Origin of the sequence: Aquidulcibacter sp., from assembly GCF_020253525.1 — a bacterium.
Classification (GTDB): domain Bacteria; phylum Pseudomonadota; class Alphaproteobacteria; order Caulobacterales; family Aquidulcibacteraceae; genus Aquidulcibacter.
Genome location: NZ_JADCBK010000037.1, coordinates 35,847 through 55,130, shown reverse-complemented (window position 1 = coordinate 55,130; position 19,284 = coordinate 35,847). Strand labels below are relative to the sequence as shown.

The 19,284-nt window shown below is 57.1% G+C and carries 25 protein-coding genes; 17 read left to right on the top strand and 8 right to left on the bottom strand.

Features of this window, described 5'->3' with window-relative positions; genetic code table 11:
- From IOB61_RS05220 to IOB61_RS05175, 10 genes are all read left to right on the top strand, one after another.
- On the top strand, positions 1-436 hold a 436-nt coding region (locus tag IOB61_RS05220; protein ID WP_290813197.1), incomplete at its 5' end, for an acyl-CoA dehydrogenase family protein.
- Between the two features lie 9 nt (positions 437-445).
- Entirely contained in the window at positions 446-1,408 is a 963-nt protein-coding gene (locus IOB61_RS05215; protein WP_290813194.1) for a hypothetical protein, read from the top strand.
- 91 nt (positions 1,409-1,499) lie between these two features.
- Positions 1,500-2,033 (top strand): GNAT family N-acetyltransferase, encoded by a 534-nt coding sequence (locus IOB61_RS05210; RefSeq protein WP_290813192.1) that lies wholly within the window; start codon positions 1,500-1,502, stop codon positions 2,031-2,033.
- An 89-nt stretch (positions 2,034-2,122) separates the two neighbouring features.
- Positions 2,123-2,374: an AbrB/MazE/SpoVT family DNA-binding domain-containing protein gene (locus IOB61_RS05205; RefSeq protein ID WP_290813189.1), complete on the top strand. Its 252-nt coding sequence runs from the start codon at positions 2,123-2,125 to the stop codon at positions 2,372-2,374.
- A complete protein-coding gene (locus IOB61_RS05200; RefSeq protein ID WP_290813185.1) occupies positions 2,371-2,763 on the top strand; it encodes a type II toxin-antitoxin system VapC family toxin in 393 nt (130 codons plus the stop codon). The genes IOB61_RS05205 and IOB61_RS05200 overlap by 4 nt, the downstream gene beginning before the upstream one ends.
- Positions 2,757-3,170 carry a GFA family protein gene (locus IOB61_RS05195; RefSeq protein WP_290813182.1) on the top strand — a complete coding sequence of 138 codons (414 nt, stop codon included), beginning with the start codon at positions 2,757-2,759 and terminating at the stop codon, positions 3,168-3,170. Before IOB61_RS05200 ends, IOB61_RS05195 begins: the two co-directional genes overlap by 7 nt.
- A complete protein-coding gene (locus IOB61_RS05190; protein ID WP_290813179.1) occupies positions 3,167-3,724 on the top strand; it encodes a lipocalin family protein in 558 nt (185 codons plus the stop codon). The genes IOB61_RS05195 and IOB61_RS05190 overlap by 4 nt, the downstream gene beginning before the upstream one ends.
- Positions 3,724-4,857 (top strand): CaiB/BaiF CoA-transferase family protein, encoded by a 1,134-nt coding sequence (locus IOB61_RS05185; protein WP_290813176.1) that lies wholly within the window; start codon positions 3,724-3,726, stop codon positions 4,855-4,857. Before IOB61_RS05190 ends, IOB61_RS05185 begins: the two co-directional genes overlap by 1 nt.
- A 3-nt stretch (positions 4,858-4,860) precedes the next feature.
- Positions 4,861-6,030: a CaiB/BaiF CoA-transferase family protein gene (locus IOB61_RS05180; RefSeq protein ID WP_290813171.1), complete on the top strand. Its 1,170-nt coding sequence runs from the start codon at positions 4,861-4,863 to the stop codon at positions 6,028-6,030.
- Positions 6,030-7,103, top strand: a complete 1,074-nt coding sequence (locus IOB61_RS05175) for a DUF2332 domain-containing protein (RefSeq protein ID WP_290813168.1) — start codon at positions 6,030-6,032, stop codon at positions 7,101-7,103. The genes IOB61_RS05180 and IOB61_RS05175 overlap by 1 nt, the downstream gene beginning before the upstream one ends.
- Before the next feature lie 12 nt (positions 7,104-7,115).
- Here IOB61_RS05175 and IOB61_RS05170 read toward each other — a convergent pair whose 3' ends face one another.
- The gene (locus IOB61_RS05170; protein ID WP_290813165.1) at positions 7,116-7,319 is read right to left on the bottom strand and encodes a SlyX family protein; all 204 of its coding nucleotides are present in this window, start codon (positions 7,317-7,319) and stop codon (positions 7,116-7,118) included.
- Positions 7,320-7,453: 134 nt separating this feature from the next.
- On the opposite strand from IOB61_RS05170, the gene IOB61_RS05165 reads away from it, so the two are divergent.
- On the top strand, positions 7,454-8,191 hold the full coding sequence (locus IOB61_RS05165) for a superoxide dismutase (RefSeq protein ID WP_290813162.1): 738 nt from the start codon (positions 7,454-7,456) through the stop codon (positions 8,189-8,191).
- A 100-nt stretch (positions 8,192-8,291) separates the two neighbouring features.
- On the opposite strand, the gene IOB61_RS05160 is transcribed toward IOB61_RS05165, so the two are convergent.
- Both IOB61_RS05160 and IOB61_RS05155 read right to left on the bottom strand, forming a co-directional pair.
- The gene (locus IOB61_RS05160) at positions 8,292-8,648 is read right to left on the bottom strand and encodes a cupin domain-containing protein (RefSeq protein WP_290813159.1); all 357 of its coding nucleotides are present in this window, start codon (positions 8,646-8,648) and stop codon (positions 8,292-8,294) included.
- Positions 8,648-9,295: a hypothetical protein gene (locus tag IOB61_RS05155; RefSeq protein ID WP_290813156.1), complete on the bottom strand. Its 648-nt coding sequence runs from the start codon at positions 9,293-9,295 to the stop codon at positions 8,648-8,650. Before IOB61_RS05155 ends, IOB61_RS05160 begins: the two co-directional genes overlap by 1 nt.
- 300 nt (positions 9,296-9,595) lie before the next feature.
- Between IOB61_RS05155 and rimO the strand changes: the two genes are divergently transcribed.
- Positions 9,596-10,924: a 30S ribosomal protein S12 methylthiotransferase RimO gene (gene rimO / locus IOB61_RS05150; protein WP_290813153.1), complete on the top strand. Its 1,329-nt coding sequence runs from the start codon at positions 9,596-9,598 to the stop codon at positions 10,922-10,924.
- On the opposite strand, the gene IOB61_RS05145 is transcribed toward rimO, so the two are convergent.
- From IOB61_RS05145 to IOB61_RS05130, 4 genes are all read right to left on the bottom strand, one after another.
- Positions 10,921-11,250, bottom strand: coding sequence for a hypothetical protein (locus tag IOB61_RS05145; RefSeq protein WP_290813150.1), 330 nt, complete (start codon positions 11,248-11,250; stop codon positions 10,921-10,923). The genes rimO and IOB61_RS05145 overlap by 4 nt on opposite strands.
- The gene (locus IOB61_RS05140; protein ID WP_290813147.1) at positions 11,247-11,858 is read right to left on the bottom strand and encodes a sigma-70 family RNA polymerase sigma factor; all 612 of its coding nucleotides are present in this window, start codon (positions 11,856-11,858) and stop codon (positions 11,247-11,249) included. Before IOB61_RS05140 ends, IOB61_RS05145 begins: the two co-directional genes overlap by 4 nt.
- 31 nt (positions 11,859-11,889) lie before the next feature.
- The gene (locus IOB61_RS05135) at positions 11,890-12,288 is read right to left on the bottom strand and encodes a DUF6249 domain-containing protein (RefSeq protein WP_290813144.1); all 399 of its coding nucleotides are present in this window, start codon (positions 12,286-12,288) and stop codon (positions 11,890-11,892) included.
- A 91-nt stretch (positions 12,289-12,379) separates the two neighbouring features.
- Entirely contained in the window at positions 12,380-12,790 is a 411-nt protein-coding gene (locus tag IOB61_RS05130) for a hypothetical protein (protein ID WP_290813141.1), read from the bottom strand.
- Positions 12,791-12,912: 122 nt separating this feature from the next.
- Between IOB61_RS05130 and IOB61_RS05125 the strand changes: the two genes are divergently transcribed.
- The 5 genes from IOB61_RS05125 (at position 12,913) to IOB61_RS05105 (ending at position 18,637) form a co-directional block, all read left to right on the top strand.
- On the top strand, positions 12,913-14,013 hold the full coding sequence (locus IOB61_RS05125; RefSeq protein WP_290813138.1) for an aromatic ring-hydroxylating dioxygenase subunit alpha: 1,101 nt from the start codon (positions 12,913-12,915) through the stop codon (positions 14,011-14,013).
- Between the two features lie 96 nt (positions 14,014-14,109).
- Positions 14,110-15,246 (top strand): Re/Si-specific NAD(P)(+) transhydrogenase subunit alpha, encoded by a 1,137-nt coding sequence (locus IOB61_RS05120; RefSeq protein WP_290813135.1) that lies wholly within the window; start codon positions 14,110-14,112, stop codon positions 15,244-15,246.
- Positions 15,247-15,255: 9 nt separating this feature from the next.
- Positions 15,256-15,597 carry a proton-translocating transhydrogenase family protein gene (locus IOB61_RS05115; RefSeq protein WP_085338326.1) on the top strand — a complete coding sequence of 114 codons (342 nt, stop codon included), beginning with the start codon at positions 15,256-15,258 and terminating at the stop codon, positions 15,595-15,597.
- Position 15,598: 1 nt separating this feature from the next.
- Entirely contained in the window at positions 15,599-17,005 is a 1,407-nt protein-coding gene (locus tag IOB61_RS05110) for an NAD(P)(+) transhydrogenase (Re/Si-specific) subunit beta (protein ID WP_290813130.1), read from the top strand.
- 72 nt (positions 17,006-17,077) lie between these two features.
- Positions 17,078-18,637, top strand: a complete 1,560-nt coding sequence (locus tag IOB61_RS05105; protein ID WP_290813127.1) for a hypothetical protein — start codon at positions 17,078-17,080, stop codon at positions 18,635-18,637.
- On the opposite strand, the gene udk is transcribed toward IOB61_RS05105, so the two are convergent.
- Positions 18,623-19,279 carry a uridine kinase gene (gene udk / locus IOB61_RS05100; RefSeq protein ID WP_290813124.1) on the bottom strand — a complete coding sequence of 219 codons (657 nt, stop codon included), beginning with the start codon at positions 19,277-19,279 and terminating at the stop codon, positions 18,623-18,625. The two genes, IOB61_RS05105 and udk, sit on opposite strands and share 15 nt — an antisense overlap.
- Between the last annotated feature and the right edge of the window lie 5 nt (positions 19,280-19,284).

The window sequence follows — 19,284 nt, the reverse complement described above, 5'->3', positions numbered from 1 at the left end:
TGAGATTGGTCGCGTCAATATCGCAGCCCGCTCGGTCGGGATCGCCAAGCGCGCTTTGGCCGAAAGCGTCAAATATGCCCAAATGCGCAAGACCATGGGCAAACCGATCTGTGAGCATCAGGCCATCCAGCTGAAGCTGGGCGAAATGGCCGCCAAGACACGCGCCGCCGAACTTCTGACCCAGGATGCCGCTGCCGCCTTTGACCGGGGTGAGCGGATCGACATGGAAGCAGGCATGGCGAAATTCTTCGCCTCGGAAACCGCTGTCGAAGTCTCGCTGGAAGCCATGCGCATCCATGGCGGCTATGGCTATTCCAAAGAATATGTCATCGAACGCCTCTATCGCGACGCGCCTTTGATGTGCATCGGCGAAGGCACCAACGAAATGCAACGCATCATCATCGCCAAGCAATTGGTGGCCCGCAATCCGATTTAGGGGGGTGGAATGAAAGAGCGAATGCGGATGAAGCCACCCTCAATTCTTAGGGCTCTTGTCATGAGGAATTTAGCGTACTCTTTGTTGCTGATTGGATCGCTAGTGCCTTTAAGCGGTGCTGCTTCTGATCGAATTGTGGCGCCAAGCGATCGGGATTTGTCACCCGTCCTGCCATTGTTATGGATTTTGCCGGTCAATGAAGGCACCGCGGCAACCAATGAAAGCGAAGGTCAACCAATTGTTGAAGTTAATGTCGTCCCTGACGGTGGGGTCGAGTTAACGTCGCCAAAGGGCGCAGAGTTTCTTGACCCAGCTTTGCCGATTGGAACAAGGCTCGCCAAAGTGCGTGGCGGAAGTAATGCTACAGTTTATTGCGATACGCGGTTCAGCTCGACCGTGCGCCGATGTTTTGGCGATTCGAAGAATAGCGGCACCCTTGATTATGTTTGCACGACGAAAGGTGGAGGCACATTTCAGACATCCTGGTTGCCGGCAAGAATGCAATTTGGCACTATGGGCGTCGGATTATGTATCTATATCGATGCTAAAAATCGGGCCACATACCGCCCTATCGGTCGCGAGGCGTTCACACCCGATACCATTTGGTTCAAAGTTGAGCGTGGATATGTAAAGTGGGACTATCGCCTCCACTGGGGTTTCAAGAACCAAAATGGTGATGAGGAGCTATTTGGCTTATTACCGTTCAAATGGAACGAAACCGATCAAACAATTACCCAACGCTTCGGTGGTGTGACAATTGAACTCTTGCGGCCTTCCGAGATTGGCAAGCCCGTTATGCTCCGTATTCAGTCTATTGATCCTAGCCGTCCTCTTGGGTGCTTCTCACCAATTTCGCGCCTTGGTAGCGGTGGGCCCTTGATGCCGGAGACGACTGGGTCACTGACTTCATTATGTTTAGAGAAGATTGCCTTGCAGCGCTTACAACGTGAGGCAGGTGTCCCAAACCCATGATGTCTGAAGGCGAAGGTACCAACGAAATGCAACGCATCATCATCGCCAAGCAATTGGTGGCCCGCAATCCGATTTAGGGGGGTGGACCGCAATGATCCTAGAGACCGCCCGGCTAATTCTGCGCCCTCCCGCCGAAGCGGATTTTGAGGCTTGGGCCGCCCTTTTGGCCGATCCAGACTTGCTTGAAGAGGGCGAAAAGCCAGTAACTGGCCCTGAAGCTTGGCGTGCGTTTGCGGCGGCGGCTGGGTCTTGGTATCTGCGTGGCTATGGCGTGTTTGGGGTTTTTGAGCGGGAAAGTGGGTCATTCATTGGCCGTGTTGGACCTCATAAGCCCTATGGCTGGCCAGACCGAGAACTCGGATGGGTCATTGCGCCGCGTTACCAAGGTCAGGGCTATGCCGTCGAGGCCGCAAGCGCGTGTCGTGACTGGATTTTTGATGTCCTGAAATGGCCCCACATTATCCATACGATTCGTCCTGAAAATCTTGCTTCTTGTGCCATCGCGACGAAAATCGGATCCAGAAATTTAGGGCCGGTCCAATTGCCGCCCCCCTATGACAAAGTCCAAAATGACAAATGGGGCCAAACCCGAGACGCGTATTTGAAGCGGGAGCGCCATGTTTGACGGCTTATCCTAATAAGATTTCTCACCCGTAGCCCCTAACCCGGCAATCATGTATATACATGTATATACGACCATTGGAGGACAGGACCATGGCACCCTACAGAACCAAGACCTTCAAAAGCGGCAATAGCCAAGCGGTTCGCTTGCCAAAGGCGCTGGCCTTTCCGGATGGCACGGAGCTGGAGATGGAACGCGAAGGGGATGTTATTACCCTGCGACCAACCCCGCGGTCCGGCAAGATTAGTTTCCAACAAATGCTAGCAGAGCTCCGTAACCTGCCTGACGTCGCCGACATTGAAGCGCGCGATCCCGATATCTTTCCTGAACGCGAGGGGTTATGAGCCCGCTTTACCTGCTCGATACCAGCGTTGCCCTTGAAGTTCGCGATCGCAGTCGGGACATTCTAGATAAGCTGCAAAGTTTAAGCGGGCGGCTTGCGATTTCTGTCATCACGCGTGTTGAGCTTGAGGGTGGCGTACACCGAGAGCCATCGTCCGCAGCACTTAGGCGACAGCGACTTGATGTATTCCTTTCCTTCATGCCCGTGCTCCCCTTCGAAGAAAAAGACGCCGAGAAATATGGCCTCATCTTACGATCACGTGGGTTTTCACGTCGCAAAATCCTAGACCGGATGATTGCTGCCCAAGCCCTAAATGCACAGGCCACATTGGTGACGCTCAATCCGCAAGACTTTGAAGAAATCACGGACTTAGAGGTGTTGGGATGGTAAAGACTTGGCGCACCGGCTCGTGCCATTGTGGCGACGTGCGCTTTCGCGTGTTCACCTCCGATGCGGTTGAAGCCGAAGCCTGCAATTGTTCCATCTGTACACGGACGGGCTTTGTACATCTGATTGTGCCGATGGCGCATTTTGAGCTAACGGCTGGCGCGGATAAGCTGACGTCTTATCGGTTCAACACCGGAGTCGCCAATCATACCTTTTGCACCCGATGTGGCGTGAAAGCTTTCTATACCCCGCGCTCTAACCCCGATGGGGTCAGCGTCAACGCTAATTGCTTTGATCCCGGTCAAGCGCCTGTCCTTTCGATTGTGCCCTTTGATGGTCAGAATTGGGAAGCCAATGCCGCCAAACTGGCCCATAAGTCTGCTCCACCCACGGAAGGGGAAACAGCATGAGAATTTCACTTTTGGCCTCCATTCTGGCGGGCTGCGTTGCACTATCGGGCTGCATTGCCGGAACCATGGGGCGGGCAAAGGATGCCGCACCCCCCACCACGGTCGCCGCTGTTGATCTTAATCGCTATGCTGGCAAATGGTATGAGATTGCCCGCTACCCTAATAGTTTCCAGAAAAAGTGCGAGGGCGTGACCGCCGAATATGCCCTGCGCCCCGATGGTCGGGTCAGCGTCACCAACACCTGTGCGACAGGCACCAGCGACGGCAAACCGCGCAGCGCGCAAGGGGTGGCCGCGGTCATTGCGGGCTCGAACAATGCGAAGCTGGCGGTCAATTTCGCGCCGATTCCCCTGCCAAAGGGGCAAGGCAATTATTGGGTGATTTATCTCGACCCCGAGTATCAGACGGCCTTGGTTGGCAGCCCTAATGGCGCTTACCTCTGGCTATTGGCCCGCACCAAGACCATCACCGCCGAGCAGCGCGCCGCGTTGAATGCAGCAGCAGAGCGCAATGGCTTTCGCACAGACCTCCTCAAAGAGACGGTTCAGCCCTAATGCAGACATCTGGCCTTCCCCTAACGGGCATTAAAATCCTGTCGATTGAGCAATATGGCGCAGGCCCCTATGGCACGATGTTGCTGGCGGATCTGGGTGCCGAAGTCATCAAGATTGAGGCACCCAGCATGGGCGGCGATGTGAGCCGCGCGACAGGCCCTTACTTTCTGGGCGAGCAAGACAGCCAATTCTATCAGACCTTTTCGCGCGGCAAATCCTCCATCGCGCTCGAGATCAAGACTGCCGAAGGCCGGGCGCAGTTTGAGGCATTGGTCAAAGAGGCCGATGCTGTGGCCAATAATCTGCGTGGCGATCAGCCTGCCAAGATGGCCATCACCTATGAAGATTTGAAAGCCATCAATCCCAAGATCGTCTGCGCACATCTTTCCGCCTACGGACGGGATAATGAGCGGGCATCTTGGCCCGGTTATGATTATCTGATGCAGGCCGAAGCGGGCCTAATGTCGATGAGTGGCGAACCCGATGGCCCACCGGTTCGGTGCGGTCTGTCGATCATTGATTTTCACACTGGAAGCCAATTGGCCGTGGGCCTTCTGGCGGGCATTTTGGGTGCGCACCGTACCGGTCAAGGCTGTGACATCGATGTGGCATTGTTTGATACCGCGCTTCACCAACTCTCCTATCCCGCCACGTGGTATTTGAATGAGGGCGTCGAAGTGGGCCGCTTGCCGCGCGGAGCGCACCCGTCCATTGCGCCCAGCCAAGCCTTTAAGACCCAAGATGGCTGGTTGATGCTGATGTGCCAGACCCCCAAATTCTGGGAGATTTTTTGCGCCAAAGTCGGCCGCCCAGACCTGCTTACCGATCCCCGCTTTGCCAGCATCCCGGCGCGACGCCAGAATCTGGCGGATTTGACAGCGGTTTTGGATGACGTGCTGGGCAGAGATACAACGGCTGCGTGGATCGCGCTTTTGGGCGGCCACGTCCCTGTCGCGCCCATTTATGACATCGGCCAAGCCCTCGACAGCACCCATGTGAAGGCCATTGGCATGACCGATGCGGTCGACCATCCCGACGCACCGGGTGGCCGCTTGCGCATGCTGGCCAGCCCGATCAAAGTCAATGGCAAGCGGCCCGTTGGAAAACGGGCACCCAAAATGGGAGAACATTGAGCGATGAAACTCCAAGGCCTCAAAGTTCTGGACCTCTCCGCCTTTTTGCCAGGGCCCCATATGACCATGATGATGGCTGACCATGGGGCCGATGTGGTGATGGTAGAGCCTGCCAATGGCGTGGGCGAACCGACCCGCGTGATCGGCTATAAGACCGAAGACGGCGTGTCGGTCTGGTTTCGCAATATCGCGCGGGGCAAGCGCAGCCTGAAGATCAATCTGAAAGATCCTGAGGCGCGTGCGCTGTTCTTGAAGCTGGCCGCAGAGGCGGATGTGATTGTTGAAGCTTTCCGTCCGGGCGTCGTGAAGCGGCTTGGCGTGGATTATGACACGATTGCCGCGATCAATCCGCGCATCGTCTACTGCTCTATCGCGGGCTTTGGCCAAGACGGCAAATATGTGAACAAACCCGGTCATGATCTCACCATGGAAGCCATGGCGGGGCTGGTTGATCTGAACCGGGGCCTGACCGACAATAAGCCCGCCAGCCCGTCTATCCCGGCGGCGGATATGGCCGCGAGCCTGATGGCATTTGCCGCGATCATGATGGCCCTCTATCGCCGCGCAGAAACGGGCAAGGGCGATTATATCGATCTTTCTATGTATGATGCCCTTCTGGCTTGGACGCCCAATGTTCTTGGGCCCGTCTTTGCCGATAATGCCCATCCCGTAGCAAAGGAGATGCGGCCATTTGGTGGCGCGGCCATGTATCGGCCTTATGAGACCAAGGATGGAAAGTTCTTGGTCTTGGGTGGGTCCGAGCATCATTTCGCGAAAAACTTGCTCGACGCGTTGGGCCGGCCTGATCTGTTCGACTATGCCAAGCTTGAGCCCGGCCCCGGCCAAGACCCGCTCAAGCGCTATTTTGAGGAAACCTTTGCCAGCAAGACCTTGGACGAGTGGAGCGACTTTCTAAAGGACGTCGATCTGTGCTGGGCCCCCGTGCGCAGCCTAAAGGATGCGATGGAAGACCCCTATACAATCTCGCGCGGCATGGTGCTGACCGATGCAGACGGACATAAGCATTTGGGCATTCCCATTCGCTTCCGTGATGAGCCGGGCGAAGCGCGCTTGACCTTGCCAGACTATGGGGCCGATTCGGAAAGCTTGGCGGCAGAGGCAGGCCTTGATGCCAGCGCAATTGCGGCCTTGAAGGCGCGTGGTGCGATCTGATGGTAGATGTCACAATCCCAGAGGCTCTGCGACAACAAGCCATTTGGTGCAAAGCGTTCGACTCCCCCTTTACAGCCCAGCTCTGCGACATCATGGCCGCGGACTTTGAAGCGGGTGGCATCATCGCAGACTTGACGCAGGCGTGGATAACCCATCCGATCCAAGATGCTTTGGCGCTGCGCTTGGCAGGTGCCCTGCATGCCCTTGTCCTGACCGATCCTGATGGCAGTTTGGCGCAAGTCTGGCCGCAGCAAGGCCGCCCTTGGTCTATGGCGGAAGCTTGGCCGGTCGCGGTGGAAAGCCTGCGCATGCGAGGGGCGTGGGTGCGCGAATTTCTAAAGTCCCCACCACAGACCAATGAAGTGCGCCGCGCTATGGGCCTGTGGCCCGGCCTGTGTGCCGCCGCTGAGGCTTTTGACGGGCCGATAGACGTGCTGGAGCTTGGGGCATCGGCCGGGCTCAATCTCAGCATGGACCGCTTTCATTATGATTTTGGCAGCTGGCAGTGGGACAGCCCCATCGCGGGACCGCGCGTCGAACTCTCAACCCAGTGGAGCGGCCCTGCTCCGCGCTTTCCAGCCCATGCCGCCATCCGCAACCGCGCGGCCTGCGACCAAAACCCCCTGAACGCGGCTTTGCCAGAAGACCGTTTGCGCTTACGCGCCTATATCTGGCCTGACCAGCCCGAGCGGTTAGAGCGGTTGAATGCGGCGATGGAAATTGCCGCGGCTCAGTCCATCACACCCGACAAAGGCGATGCAGGTGACTGGATTAAGGCCAAGCTTGCGGCCCGCGCGAAAGATGCTTTGACGGTCATCTATCATTCCGTCTTCTTCCAATATCCGCCGCAAGCCGTACGCGATGCCATCACGCTGGCCATTGAGACCGAAGGCGCACGCGCCACGCCTGAGGCCCCGCTGGCGTGGTTACGGTATGAGCCCGGTGGGATTTTGGGACGGGCTCAAGATGGTGCCAGCATGACTCTGGAACTGATCGAGTGGCCGTCTGGGCGCAAGCGGGTGCTGGCAGATATTGATCCCCATGGCCGCTTTGTGCACTGGCATGGGGCCTAAAGCGAACTCACCTCAATAATGCGGTGGCTTTTGATCCGGCGGTGGCGGTTCTGAGCTGTCGTGCTGGCGCTGCGCCTCCCGCTCTAACAGGAGTTCCAGCCGACGGTTGAGGCGCTTAATCTCATCGGCTTGCTGATGGGATAGGTCCGACAGCTCTTCAACGGTGCGCATCAAATGCATGACGTGAACTTCTAAGGCTTCCACGCGTTCTTCCATACTTCCTGCCCTCTTTATGCCCTGCTCTTAAAGCAAGATTGCTGAATGGGTGACATTATTGTCAGCACAAGCCGCCTTGTTTCTGCCGCCGCCTCAGACCATGTTCGCACCATCCCTTTAGGAAAGTAGAATTTATGCGCCTCGTCCTGACCCTCTCTGCCTTGAGCCTGCTATCGTCTGCCGCCTTGGCCCAAACCCCTACCCCCGCGACAGCACCAACAGCCCCTGCCGCAGCTGTGACACCTGCTGCACCGGCCTTCACGCAAGTGGCTCTGCCCTATGCTTATGGCGCTCTGGAGCCGATCATTGATGAAGCCACCATGCGCCTCCATTTTGAGCGTCACCATGGCGCACAAGTCGCGGGTCTCAATGCCGCTATCAGTGCCAATCCAGCCTATGCAGGCAAAAGCTTAGAAGCACTGCTGGCCTCGGCCTCTACCGCGCCAGCCGCCATCCGCAATAATGCTGGCGGGCATTGGAACCACAGCTTTTTCTGGAAGATCATGACCCCTGTGGGTACGGGCGGCGCGCCTTCACCCGAACTGACCGCCGCAATCAACCGCGACTTTGGTTCGCTGGATGCCTTTAAGGCCCAGTTCCGCGCGGCATCCATGGGCCGTTTTGGCTCTGGTTGGGCTTGGTTGATCGTGAAGCCAGACGGCAAATTGGCGGTCGGCTCTACCCCCAATCAGGATAATCCTCTGATGGATATTGGCGATTTCCGCGGCAAGCCGATCCTTGGCAATGATGTGTGGGAACACGCCTATTATCTGAAGTACCAAAACAAGCGCGCCGATTATGTCGATGCGTGGTGGAGCCTGATTAACTGGAACCAAGTCTCCAAACTCTATGCGGAGGCCGTAAAGCCTTAGGGTTCAGAGTGAGGCTGATTTATAGACGACACGTGGAAGGCTTTGGTGAGGCATAGGCCGTACCAAAGCCATGTCCAGACGAGTCGAAACAAACACCCCGCTAAACCTGCGGCGGAAGCACGATCACATAGTGCTTTTCCATATCTTCCAGCACGTCCCACACGCCCTCAAACCCGTTAGGAATGACAAAGCCATCTCCGGCTTGCACCTCAATGACCTCGCCCGCAGACGATGTTAGACGCGCGCGGCCCTTGGTGATGTGGCAATATTCCATCTCGTCATAGACAACCCGCCACGCGCCACGTGTGGCATGCCAAATGCCAGCAAAGACCCGTCCATCAGGGCTTTCATATAAATTCTGCGTTCCCCCTGCCGCCCCAGCCTGCACCACACGATCCGGCGCAGGCTGCCAGGGTTCGACTGGTTCCACCGCATCGCGAAACAGGATGATCCGCATCAGGTCTTCGCGGCTGTGGAAGCGGGGGACGGCGCGGCCGGAGCTGGAGCCACCGTTGGCACCGGGGCCGGGGGCGGGATAATACGTGGGGCCAAATTCGTCTTCACATCCCGCGCATCATAAGCATCGGCGCGGTCTGTTGGTTTTGGACCCTTGCCAAGGATGATCTCTGCGGTGGCTTGAAACCGTGTGATCTCTTCGGTGTCAAACCGATCGAAGAACGGATCATAAAAGCCGTTAGACCAGAAGGGATCATAATAGCTGACCCAGCCATAGCGGGGATGGAAGGTCCGGAAGGAAGAATAGCCAAATCCGCCGCCAAACGCCCATCGCGACCTCAATTGAGGGCGGCTATAGGTCTTGGGATCGGTCGCGCGTTGGGCAATCTGAAACCAATCATAGCCGTTATCAATGGTCACATCGGCAGCGCGTAGCAAGAGCGAATCTTCAACCCGTTGGCGGGTCGTCTTGCTATTGCCTTCAAACGTAATGCGATAGCGATTGGCTTCAATCCGTTGATCCGTGAAGCCAAATTTGCCTGTTGCTGCGGCCTGATAAGGCGTTGGTCCTGACTTCGTCGTCGTTGTGGCACAGGCCGATAGGCCGACCGTCGCAGCAAGGGCAATCAAAGTTACAAGCGTTTTCATCTCATCTCTCCACTTGCCCGTCCCAAGGCTAAACATGCGCGCAAGCGCCGCATTCGGCAAGGGTTAACCACTGTTCCGGCGGACATATTTTTGTGTTTGGTGGACCCGGATGGCAACACCCACACCACCACCCAAAACAATGTCATCCCCACCGGAACGAAGTGGAGAGCGGAGACCTCAGGGGACTTTGCGGCAGGAGATCCCGGATCGGCTACGCCGTCCGGGATGACATCGCCCTTGGTGTCATCAAGGCGAACCCCGCGCCTTGCCCCACAAGGCCTCGCGCGCTAAAGCCAGCCGATGACAGACGCACTTGAAAAAACCATTCCCAAAGTTGGCATTGTATCGCTGGGCTGCCCGAAGGCGCTGGTGGATAGTGAGCGGATTATCACGCGCTTGCGGGCTGAAGGCTATCAGATTGCCCCCGATTATAGCGGGGCAGACCTGGTGTTGGTGAATACCTGTGGCTTTCTCGACTCGGCACGCGAAGAAAGCTTGGATGCCATTGGCGAGGCGATTGCCGAAAATGGCAAAGTCATCGTCACCGGCTGTCTGGGGGCAGAGCCGGATGTGATCCGCGAGCGTCATCCAAAGGTTTTGGCGATCACCGGCCCGCAGCAATATGAGAGCGTGATGTCGGCGGTGCACACCGCGCTGCCGCCCAGCCATGACCCGTTCTTGGATCTGGTGCCCGAAGGCGGGGTTAAGCTGACGCCGCGCCATTATGCCTATTTGAAAATCTCTGAGGGCTGCAACAATCGCTGTTCCTTCTGCATCATCCCCAAGCTGCGCGGTGATCTCGTGTCGCGCCCCGCCGCCCATGTCATGGCAGAGGCTGAGAAATTGGTGGGCGCAGGCGTGAAAGAACTCTTGGTGATCAGCCAAGATACCTCCGCCTATGGCCTCGATATTGGCTATGCCACCAGCAGCTGGAAGGACCGCGAGTATCGCGCGAAATTCTATGATCTCTGCAAGGACTTAGGCAGTTTGGGTGCGTGGGTGCGCCTGCATTATGTCTATCCGTACCCCCATGTAGATGAAGCCATTCATCTGATGGCAGAGGGCAAAATCCTGCCTTACCTCGACATTCCGTTTCAGCACGCAAGCCCGCGTGTGTTGAAGGCGATGCGCCGCCCTGCCAATCAAGACAAGCAGGCCGCCCGCATTGCCAAATGGCGGTCAGAATGCCCTGATCTTGCGATCCGCTCGACCTTTATCGTTGGCTTCCCCGGCGAGACGGAGGAAGATTTCAGCCTCTTGCTCGACTTCATGCGCGAAGGCCAAATCGACCGAGTTGGCTGTTTCAAATATGAAAATGTCGTCCATGCCGCCTCGCGCGACCTTGAAGGCCAAGTGCCCGAGGAAGTGAAGGAAGAACGCTGGCACCGCTTTATGGAAGTCGCCCGCGAAGTCTCCGAACAGCGTTTGGCCACCAAGATCGGGAAAGAAGTCGATGTCATCATTGATGAGGTTGATGATGAAGGCCCGATTGGCCGTACGGTTTGGGATGCGCCAGAAGTGGATGGCGCGATTGAGCTGCACGGCTTTAAGAAGGCCAAGCCCGGCGATATCGTGCGGGCGCGCGTGGTAGATGCGGGTGATTATGATCTGGTTGGCGAAGCGATCTAGTTTTTCGTCGCCAACCACCAGCCGCCAAAACTGAGGCCCAGCACCAGGGTCAATAGGACGGCCTGTTGGCTGAGGCCGTAAGCAGCAGCACTTCCCAGAACGGCCGATTGGATAATGGGCAGACCCGTGGGGGCCAGATAGGCAAGCAGGCTCAAAACGATCACCATGAGCATGATCCCAGTCACGTCGCGCCAAACCTGTTTGCGCGCGATATCGGCTTGAACTTCCTTCATGACGCCCGCCACAAAGGCTTCGTTAGAGGCAGCTTCTTCAAAAGCCTGGGCTTCCAAGAATAAGGATTTGAGAGCGAGATCGTCTTGGTTCATGGCTGATGGCTTTCTGACAGATCGAATTTGGCCGTTGGGGCCGCGGGGCGCAAGTCCCGCATGACTTCGAGGGCGCGTTCTCGCCCGCGCTGGGCGTGGCTTTTGACGGTGCCAAGCGGCATGGACAAAGCTTGGGCGGCTTCGGCATGGGACAGGCCAGCCCCGAAGCAGAGGGAAACCACCAATCGCTGATCGGGGGAGAGGGCTTCTAGCACTTTATCGAGGTCGAGCTTGGCGGCGAGGCCTGCTTCTTGGGTGCCAATTTGGTCTTGATCGGCGAGCCAATCGGTGTCGCGCTTTTGCGACCGGGCTTGGCTGCGACGTTGGTCATGGGCGGCATTGACGGCGATGGAAAACAGCCAACCCCGAAAACTGCCCCCCGCTTGGTCTGCCCCGCGCCAACGCGAGAGATTTCTCCAAGCTTTCAAAAAAGTCTCCTGTGCCAGATCGTCGGCCAAGCTTGGCTCTTGGACCATCCGGCACAGGAAGCCACGAACGGCGGCTTGATGACGGCGCACCAGCTGGTCAAACGCGTTGGAGGAACCCGTGCGGGCGCGCTTGACCAAGGCTTCATCAATATCGCTGACAAGCGTTTGACTGGTGTGCATGGTCATGACCGAGTTCGCGTTTCCCCTCGTCTTATTGCGGTTCAGACGAAGGAGCAGGGCGGCGCAAGCGCCAGCTCAAAAGCTGACCTGCGCCGGTAAAGGCCAAAACAACACCAATCAGGATCAAGATTGTGCCCACGCCGAAGCCTTCGTCATTGCCTGTTAGCATCACAATTCCACCTGCAACACAAAAGCCCAAGCCCATCATCAGGCTGATAATGCCAGCGCGAAGGTCCATTTCTGGCGAGTTGGGGGCCTTCACCATGAGCTTTAGCGTGGTCTCATCCAGCTTTTGGCCAGAGGCGATGACTTGGCGCAGGGTTTCTTGCTGGCCTTCGCGGACTTTGGCGTTCCAATAGAGCGTCGCGAGTACCCCGACGGTGATGCAGAAGAAGAGCATGAAGGGGACGAATTCACCAACATTTTCCATTTTTTATTCCTTTTCTCATGTGCGGCGACGGCAAAAATAGGTGACGCCGCCGCAGCTGGATTTGGATGCAGCCAAGCTGCATTCTTTAGGACTAACGAGCAAGCGTGGCTTGGGCGGGGGCCGAGGCGGTGGCAATCACCACCAGATCATAGGTCTCTAGCCGCTCTCGTACGCTTAAGGGCAAGGACAGCCAAACCGCACGATTGGCTTTCAAGGCCTTGATATCGATGGCCTGGCCTTCCGCCGTCGGTTTCGGCGACAGCTGGGTTAGGATTGAGCAGGTCTTGGCACTAAAGGCTTGGCGGCCCGTGGGTTGGCACAAGGTATGTCGGCTGACGGGGTGAGCTAAGTCTTTTGCCCACGCCAATTGGGCAGGCTTTAGGGGGGTGACGACCTGTTGTGGTTTGGCTTTCGCCTGCGGAATGGCTGCAAATACGGGGCTTGCGAGGCCTAGGCTCAAGCAAAAATGGCCGGTGGCGAGGATCAGGGGGAGGGTTTTCATGTTGGTATCCTTATTGTTGGTTGGATACAGATAAGACGCCACTGCCCGAGGATTTGGATGCGCCAGATTTCCGCATGGGATGATATTTTTCGTGTTGGCAAAACTAGTCTATAGGATTTGCTATGGCTGATGACGTTTCCCCCCTCTCGACAGCGCAATCCATCACTTCTGATGGGCTGTTGCTAGATTGCTGGTATTTTGCCGCGACGTCGGCAGAGCTGAAGGCGGGCAAGCAATTCCGGCGCATGATTGTGGGCGAGCCCGTGCTTTTGGGCCGAACCGCACAGGGTGAGGTTTTGGCGATCCGCGACGTCTGCCCGCATCGCGCGGTGCCCTTGTCGGCTGGGCGTCAAGTTGAGACCAATGGCCAAGCCACCATTGAATGCCCCTATCATGGTTGGCGCTTTGGCGGCGATGGCGTTTGCAAGCTGATGCCGTCCTTGGTCGAAGGCCAACCCTATGACCCGTCCAAAGTGAAGGTCCGGCGCTATCCCCATGCAGAGCGCAATGGCCTCGTCTTTATCTATCTCTCGTCCGACCCCCGGTTTGACGGCACGCCCGACCTTCCCCCACCAGATTTCGGGATTAAAGCGGATAAGCCCAAATTCGTGGTCAGTCGGGTGTTTGAAGCCCATATGGACAATGCGGTGGTGGGGCTGATGGACCCGGCCCACGTGCCCTTTGTGCATAATCAATGGTGGTGGCGGCCGCCGTCTGTTGGCCTCAAGATCAAGGAAAAGCAATTTGAGCCGCGGCTGTATGGCTGGGCCATTGCGCGGCACGCCCCGTCGTCAAACTCTCTGGCCTATCGCCTCTTGTTCGGGGAAGGGGTGACGACCGAGATTGTGTTCATGGTGCCGGGCTTTCGCTGGGAAGTGGTGGAAAATGACAAGAGCCAATTCTTTACGCTGACCTGTCTCACGCCAATCGACGGCAAATCGACGCTGATTACTCAAATTAGCTATTGGACGGCGGCCCCACTGCTCGATCTGATCAAGCCGATTTTAATCCCCGCAGCCCGCGAATTTCTGGACCAAGATGGCCGCATGGTGGACCTGCAGAATAAAGGCCTGCCATTTACCAAAGGCATGCTTTGGATTGACGACATCGACGTACAAGCTAAGTGGTACAACAAACTCAAGCGGGAATGGGCGCAAAGTCGGGCTGAGGGGCGGCCCTTTTCTAACCCTATCCGTCCACAAAGCTTGAAGTGGCGCAGTTGATTTAACGCACGTGCGACGAATAGGCTTGCGTCAACGCGGTAGGTCAGCCATCGTGTTAACAAAGCACGTGCAGGGGCTCAGGGGAGATTAAGCTTCATGCGAATAGCCATATTGAAGGAAACGCGCGACGGGGAAACCCGGGTGGCGGCCTCGCCAGAAACGATCAAGAAACTTACCGCAGCGGGCCATCAGATCGTGATCGAAACCGGTGCCGGGGATCAGGCCTCTTCGCCAGACCGTCTATTCGTCGAAGCTGGCGCTGAAATCGCTGCCGATGCGAAGGCGACCCTGAAGGGCGCTGACCTTGTGTTGAAGGTGCGTCGCCCCAGTGCGGCTGAGCTGAAGCTGGTGCCGAAGGGCGCGGGCGTTGTGGCTTTTTGGAATCCCCATGGCGATAAAGCGCTGATTGAGTCGGCTGCCAAGGCTGGCGTGGTTGCGTTGTCGATGGAATTCACCCCGCGTATCACCCGCGCGCAGGCCATGGATGCTTTGTCCTCGCAAGCAAACTTGGCAGGCTATCGCGCCGTGATTGAAGGTGCGGCGCTCTATGGTCGGGGCTTTCCGATGATGATGACGGCAGCAGGAACGGTTGCCGCCGCCAAATGCTTTGTCATGGGGGCAGGCGTGGCCGGTCTTCAGGCCATTGCAACCGCGCGTCGCTTGGGGGCCATCGTCACGGCAACCGATGTGCGCCCAGCCGCCAAAGAACAAGTTGCGTCACTGGGGGCCAAGTTCATCGCGGTTGAGGATGAAGAGTTTAAAGCCGCCGAGACCGCCGCTGGCTATGCCAAGCCCATGAGTGCGGAATATCAGGCCAAGCAAGCTGTCCTTGTTGGCGATCATATTGCCAAGCAAGATGTGGTTATCACCACGGCCCTAATCCCCGGCCGCCCCGCCCCTGTTTTGGTGACGCCTGAAATGGTCGCCGCCATGAAGCCCGGCAGCGTGATCGTGGATTTGGCGGTGGAGCAAGGGGGCAATTGCCCATTGTCCAAGGCCGATGAATTGGTGATCACCGAAAATGGCGTGACCATTGCGGGCTTTGCCAATTTGCCCGGTCGCTTGGCTGCGGATTCCAGCGCGCTTTATGCGAAGAATTTGCTCAATCTTCTGCCTTTGTTGACAGACGCAGAAACCAAAGCCTTCGCCCCCCATTTCGACGACGATATCATTCAGGGCATGCTGCTCACCCGCGATGGCGCGGTGGTGCACCCCTCCCTGACAGCAGCATGAGGATTGAACATGGAAGCCGTTGATCCCACCGTTTTCCGCCTCGCCATTTTCGTGTTGGCGATTTTTGTTGGTTATTATGTGGTGTGGAGTGTGACTCCCGCCCTGCATACGCCTTTAATGGCCGTGACCAACGCGATTTCCTCGGTCGTTGTCGTGGGTGCCTTGATCGCAGCTGCCGCCACCCTGCCAGATGGCGGGGCGGATGGCGCGACCTGGGTGTCTCGTGGCATGGGTGCTGTTGCTGTGGCCTTGGCCGCCGTCAATATTTTCGGCGGATTCCTCGTGACCCAACGCATGTTGGCCATGTACAAAAAGAAGGAGCGTACAGCTCCTGGAAAGGGCGGCCACTAAGATGACCCCATCCATTGCAGCCCTTCTCTATCTCGTCTCCGGGGTCCTATTCATTCTAGCCCTGCGAGGGCTTTCGAGCCCAGAGACAAGCCGCCAAGGCAATATGTATGGCATGGTCGGTATGGCGATTTCGGTCGTCACGACTTTGCTTGCCGTCAAACTGGATGTGACGACGATTGGCCTCATCCTCGCCGCAACCGCTGTTGGCGGTGGCGTCGGGGCGGTTCTGGCGCGCAAGATCGCCATGACCAGCATGCCGCAATTGGTAGCAGCCTTCCACTCGCTTGTCGGTCTGGCCGCTGTTCTGATCGCGGGTGCGGCTATGTATAGCCCCGAAGCCTTTCGCATTGCGGCGGAAGGCGGCGGTATCAAGACCGTATCCTTGGTCGAAATGGGCCTTGGGATTGCCATTGGCTCAATCACCTTTACCGGCTCGCTGATCGCCTTTGCCAAGCTAAATGGCAATATGAGTGGCGCGCCCATCATTCTGCCTGCCCGCCATTTGCTGAACATCTTGATTTTGGTCGGGATCATCGCCCTGATTGGCATCTTGATCGCAAGCCATGGTGCAGCGCTTTGGGCCTTCTGGGCGCTGGTTGCTCTGTCCTTCCTATTGGGCGTCACCTTGATCATCCCCATCGGTGGGGCCGACATGCCGGTCGTTGTTTCGATGCTCAACTCCTACTCAGGTTGGGCGGCAGCAGCCTTGGGCTTCACGCTTGAGAATAATGCCCTGATCATCACCGGGGCCTTGGTTGGTTCGTCAGGGGCGATCCTCTCCTACATCATGTGTAAGGGCATGAACCGCAGCTTCATCTCGGTCATTTTGGGCGGTTTTGGTGCTGCCGATGGCGCCGCAGTCGCGGGTGGCAAGATTGAGACCCGGCCCGTGAAGCAAGGCAGCGCCGATGACGCGGCCTTCATCATGAAAAATGCAGAGCGTGTCATCATTGTGCCGGGCTATGGCATGGCGGTGGCGCAGGCTCAGCATGCGCTGAAAGAAATGGCCGACAAGCTGAAAGCCGAAGGCGTTGAGGTCAAATATGCGATCCACCCCGTTGCGGGCCGCATGCCGGGCCATATGAACGTCCTCTTGGCCGAGGCCCAAGTGCCCTATGACGAAGTATTTGAGTTGGAAGATATCAACTCAGAATTTGGTCAGGCTGATGTGGCCTATGTCATTGGTGCCAATGACGTGACCAATCCTTCCGCAAAGACCGATCCGCAAAGCCCCATCTTCGGCATGCCGATCCTGGACGTGGAAAAGGCCAAGACGGTCTTGTTCATCAAGCGCGGCATGGGTTCTGGCTATGCGGGGGTGGAGAATGAACTCTTCTTCCGCGACAACACTATGATGTTGTTTGCCGATGCCAAGAAGATGACGGAAGCTATCGTGAAGTCATTATGATGAGGGAAATCTTAAACTGATCCCTCTAAGACAAGGGTTTTCCTGATCCGTTTGAGCGTATCTGAGAACCCTATGACGCGACAGAAGCTTTCAGATTACCTCGCCAAGCCCAAACTCTTGGGCGCTTGCCTGAGTTTGGCTTGGCTAAGTAGTTTGATTATCGGCCTGCTTTTAGAGCCGACGACCGACATTACGTGGCGCAGCCATATTGCGGGCGAGATTCTGCAAGGCAAGACGCTTTATCGCGATATAATCGACCTTAACCCGCCACTCTGGTTTTGGGCGGCCATTCCCAGCGTTTGGCTTGGGCAGATTTTTGGGGTTGGCACACATGTCGTCGCCATGACGCTGGCCCATCTTGGTGCGGTATTTGCCGTATGGATGTTTGCCAAGGGCGTGGATGGGCTAATCTCCAAGGCCGAACAAGGCCCTGCCATACTGGGCTTTTTGATCGCAATAGTGTGGGTGGCGGTCGCTGATGTTGGCCAGCGTGAACAATCGGCCCTAGTGGCCAGCCTTTTGTGGCTGGTACTTGCGCTGCGCCGCGACGCGCAGCTTCCCGTCTCGCTTCCCCTCGCCCTCGGCATTGCCGGCTTTAGCGCTTATGGCTTTGCCCTCAAGCACTATTTTGTTCTCATTCCGATTGTCATGGAAGCGGTTCTGGCGCTGCGCCTTGGCAAGAAGTGGCGACCCTTCCGGCCCGAGACCTTAGCCTTGGCGGTGTTTGCACTGGCCTATGCGGTGGCTGTGCTTCGCCTTGCGCCGGACTTCTTGACGCAGATCGCCCCGATGGCGGCCATATCCTATGATGCTTTCAATGCGTGGACGGGAAAGCCAGCTTGGTTTGCGCTTCTGATGATTGTGGGGCCGGCCCAATTTATCTTGGTTCCATTGGTTCTGGCACTTCGGTTAAGAGACACGCGACCGATTGTTTTGGGCCTTCTTGGCCTGAGCCTGTTGTTCCTGCTGATCATCGTCGTCCAGATGAAGGGCTTTTTCTATCATTACATCGCCTTGAAAGGGACGTGCGTCCTCCTCTTGATCCTGTGGAGTGTTCGCGAAGCGCCCTTGCCCAAGCTCGACAGTCTTTTGGTCCGGCTTGGGCTGTTGGGCTATTTCATTTCGATGGTCATCAGCCCCTTGGTTGTTGTTGTGACCACCGGGGCGACACCTGTCTCAGAAAATTTGCGTCAGCTGATCAACGCAGAGCCGGCTTCAAACCGCATCATGATCCTTTCAACTGTCCCCCAAAACAGCTTCTATGTTTTGGTTCGGGAAGGGCGCAGCTTTGGTTCGCGCCATTATTCCATGTGGATGGTTCCGGGCCTGATGGTTCGGGCAGAAGATCCGAAAGTGGCGAAAGCGGCCCAAGATCAACTGGCTCGCGTGCGCCGGGATTATCTGGAAGATATCCAGTGCTTTGCCCCCGCCATTTTGATCTCCCAAAGTGAGCGCTTTGAAGGTCTAAGGCCGATCCAGACCGACGGGATGGGTTTCCTCCGCGAAGACCCCGTCGTGGATCGCTGGATTGCGCAGCATTATCGCCCTGAATCCCGACTTGAGGATTTCCAAGTTTGGCGACAGGTAAAGCCAATCCCTATCGCGGCCACCTGCCCGTCACAGTGGCGGTAGGCCGAGTGCCTTGCGAATAGCGGCGGCAATTTGCGCCGCTGCCCCAAAGGCGGTTTCAGATTGTGAGCCCTGCACGCCTGTGCCGCCGGAGACGATCAAATCTGCATTCAACCGGCTGGGCCCTGTCCAACGCTCATAGGCGGGCCGGACAGTCGACAGATATTGGGCCGCCACGGTTTCTGGCGTGCGCCCGCGCTCATGAATGTCGCGCAAGAGACGACGCAGCAATCGAATATCAGAGGGTGTGTCGACAAATACTTTGAGGTCGCACAGATTGTAGATCGCACTGTCACACAGGGTGTGGGTGCCCTCTAAGATCACCACATCGCAGGGTGGCAGGCGGTGGGTTGCTTCCCGTCTTCCATGAATGGTGAAGTCATAGATGGGCACATCGACAGCTTCGCCTGCTTTGATCGCCTTCAAATGCTGCTCCAGCAGCACATGGTCACGCGCTTCGGGGGTGTCAAAGTCATAAGTCGCCGGGTCAAAGCCTGGCAGAGAGCGGCTGTCCTTGTAATAATCATCCTGGCTGACAATGCGCGCGGTCAAGGGGCGCAATAAGGCCACCAATTGCGCTGCCGTTGTCGTCTTACCAGAGCCGGAACCACCGCTGATCGCGACCAAAAAGGGGGGATTACTCACGCCTT

Excerpts from the sequence above, each read along its gene's own strand:
- IOB61_RS05205 (WP_290813189.1), top strand. The coding sequence starts at position 2,123 with ATGGCACCCTACAGAACCAAGACCTTCAAAAGCGGCAATAGCCAAGCG.
- IOB61_RS05200 (WP_290813185.1), top strand. The coding sequence starts at position 2,371 with ATGAGCCCGCTTTACCTGCTCGATACCAGCGTTGCCCTTGAAGTTCGC.
- IOB61_RS05155 (WP_290813156.1), bottom strand. The coding sequence starts at position 9,295 with ATGAAAACGCTTGTAACTTTGATTGCCCTTGCTGCGACGGTCGGCCTA.
- IOB61_RS05140 (WP_290813147.1), bottom strand. The coding sequence starts at position 11,858 with ATGCACACCAGTCAAACGCTTGTCAGCGATATTGATGAAGCCTTGGTC.
- IOB61_RS05180 (WP_290813171.1), top strand. The coding sequence starts at position 4,861 with ATGAAACTCCAAGGCCTCAAAGTTCTGGACCTCTCCGCCTTTTTGCCA.
- IOB61_RS05160 (WP_290813159.1), bottom strand. The coding sequence starts at position 8,648 with ATGCGGATCATCCTGTTTCGCGATGCGGTGGAACCAGTCGAACCCTGG.
- IOB61_RS05145 (WP_290813150.1), bottom strand. The coding sequence starts at position 11,250 with ATGAACCAAGACGATCTCGCTCTCAAATCCTTATTCTTGGAAGCCCAG.
- IOB61_RS05105 (WP_290813127.1), top strand. The coding sequence starts at position 17,078 with ATGACGCGACAGAAGCTTTCAGATTACCTCGCCAAGCCCAAACTCTTG.
- IOB61_RS05195 (WP_290813182.1), top strand. The coding sequence starts at position 2,757 with ATGGTAAAGACTTGGCGCACCGGCTCGTGCCATTGTGGCGACGTGCGC.
- IOB61_RS05175 (WP_290813168.1), top strand. The coding sequence starts at position 6,030 with ATGGTAGATGTCACAATCCCAGAGGCTCTGCGACAACAAGCCATTTGG.
- rimO (WP_290813153.1), top strand. The coding sequence starts at position 9,596 with ATGACAGACGCACTTGAAAAAACCATTCCCAAAGTTGGCATTGTATCG.
- IOB61_RS05185 (WP_290813176.1), top strand. The coding sequence starts at position 3,724 with ATGCAGACATCTGGCCTTCCCCTAACGGGCATTAAAATCCTGTCGATT.
- IOB61_RS05130 (WP_290813141.1), bottom strand. The coding sequence starts at position 12,790 with ATGAAAACCCTCCCCCTGATCCTCGCCACCGGCCATTTTTGCTTGAGC.
- IOB61_RS05115 (WP_085338326.1), top strand. The coding sequence starts at position 15,256 with ATGGAAGCCGTTGATCCCACCGTTTTCCGCCTCGCCATTTTCGTGTTG.
- IOB61_RS05215 (WP_290813194.1), top strand. The coding sequence starts at position 446 with ATGAAAGAGCGAATGCGGATGAAGCCACCCTCAATTCTTAGGGCTCTT.
- IOB61_RS05165 (WP_290813162.1), top strand. The coding sequence starts at position 7,454 with ATGCGCCTCGTCCTGACCCTCTCTGCCTTGAGCCTGCTATCGTCTGCC.
- IOB61_RS05120 (WP_290813135.1), top strand. The coding sequence starts at position 14,110 with ATGCGAATAGCCATATTGAAGGAAACGCGCGACGGGGAAACCCGGGTG.
- IOB61_RS05190 (WP_290813179.1), top strand. The coding sequence starts at position 3,167 with ATGAGAATTTCACTTTTGGCCTCCATTCTGGCGGGCTGCGTTGCACTA.
- IOB61_RS05210 (WP_290813192.1), top strand. The coding sequence starts at position 1,500 with ATGATCCTAGAGACCGCCCGGCTAATTCTGCGCCCTCCCGCCGAAGCG.
- IOB61_RS05135 (WP_290813144.1), bottom strand. The coding sequence starts at position 12,288 with ATGGAAAATGTTGGTGAATTCGTCCCCTTCATGCTCTTCTTCTGCATC.
- IOB61_RS05170 (WP_290813165.1), bottom strand. The coding sequence starts at position 7,319 with ATGGAAGAACGCGTGGAAGCCTTAGAAGTTCACGTCATGCATTTGATG.
- IOB61_RS05110 (WP_290813130.1), top strand. The coding sequence starts at position 15,599 with ATGACCCCATCCATTGCAGCCCTTCTCTATCTCGTCTCCGGGGTCCTA.
- IOB61_RS05125 (WP_290813138.1), top strand. The coding sequence starts at position 12,913 with ATGGCTGATGACGTTTCCCCCCTCTCGACAGCGCAATCCATCACTTCT.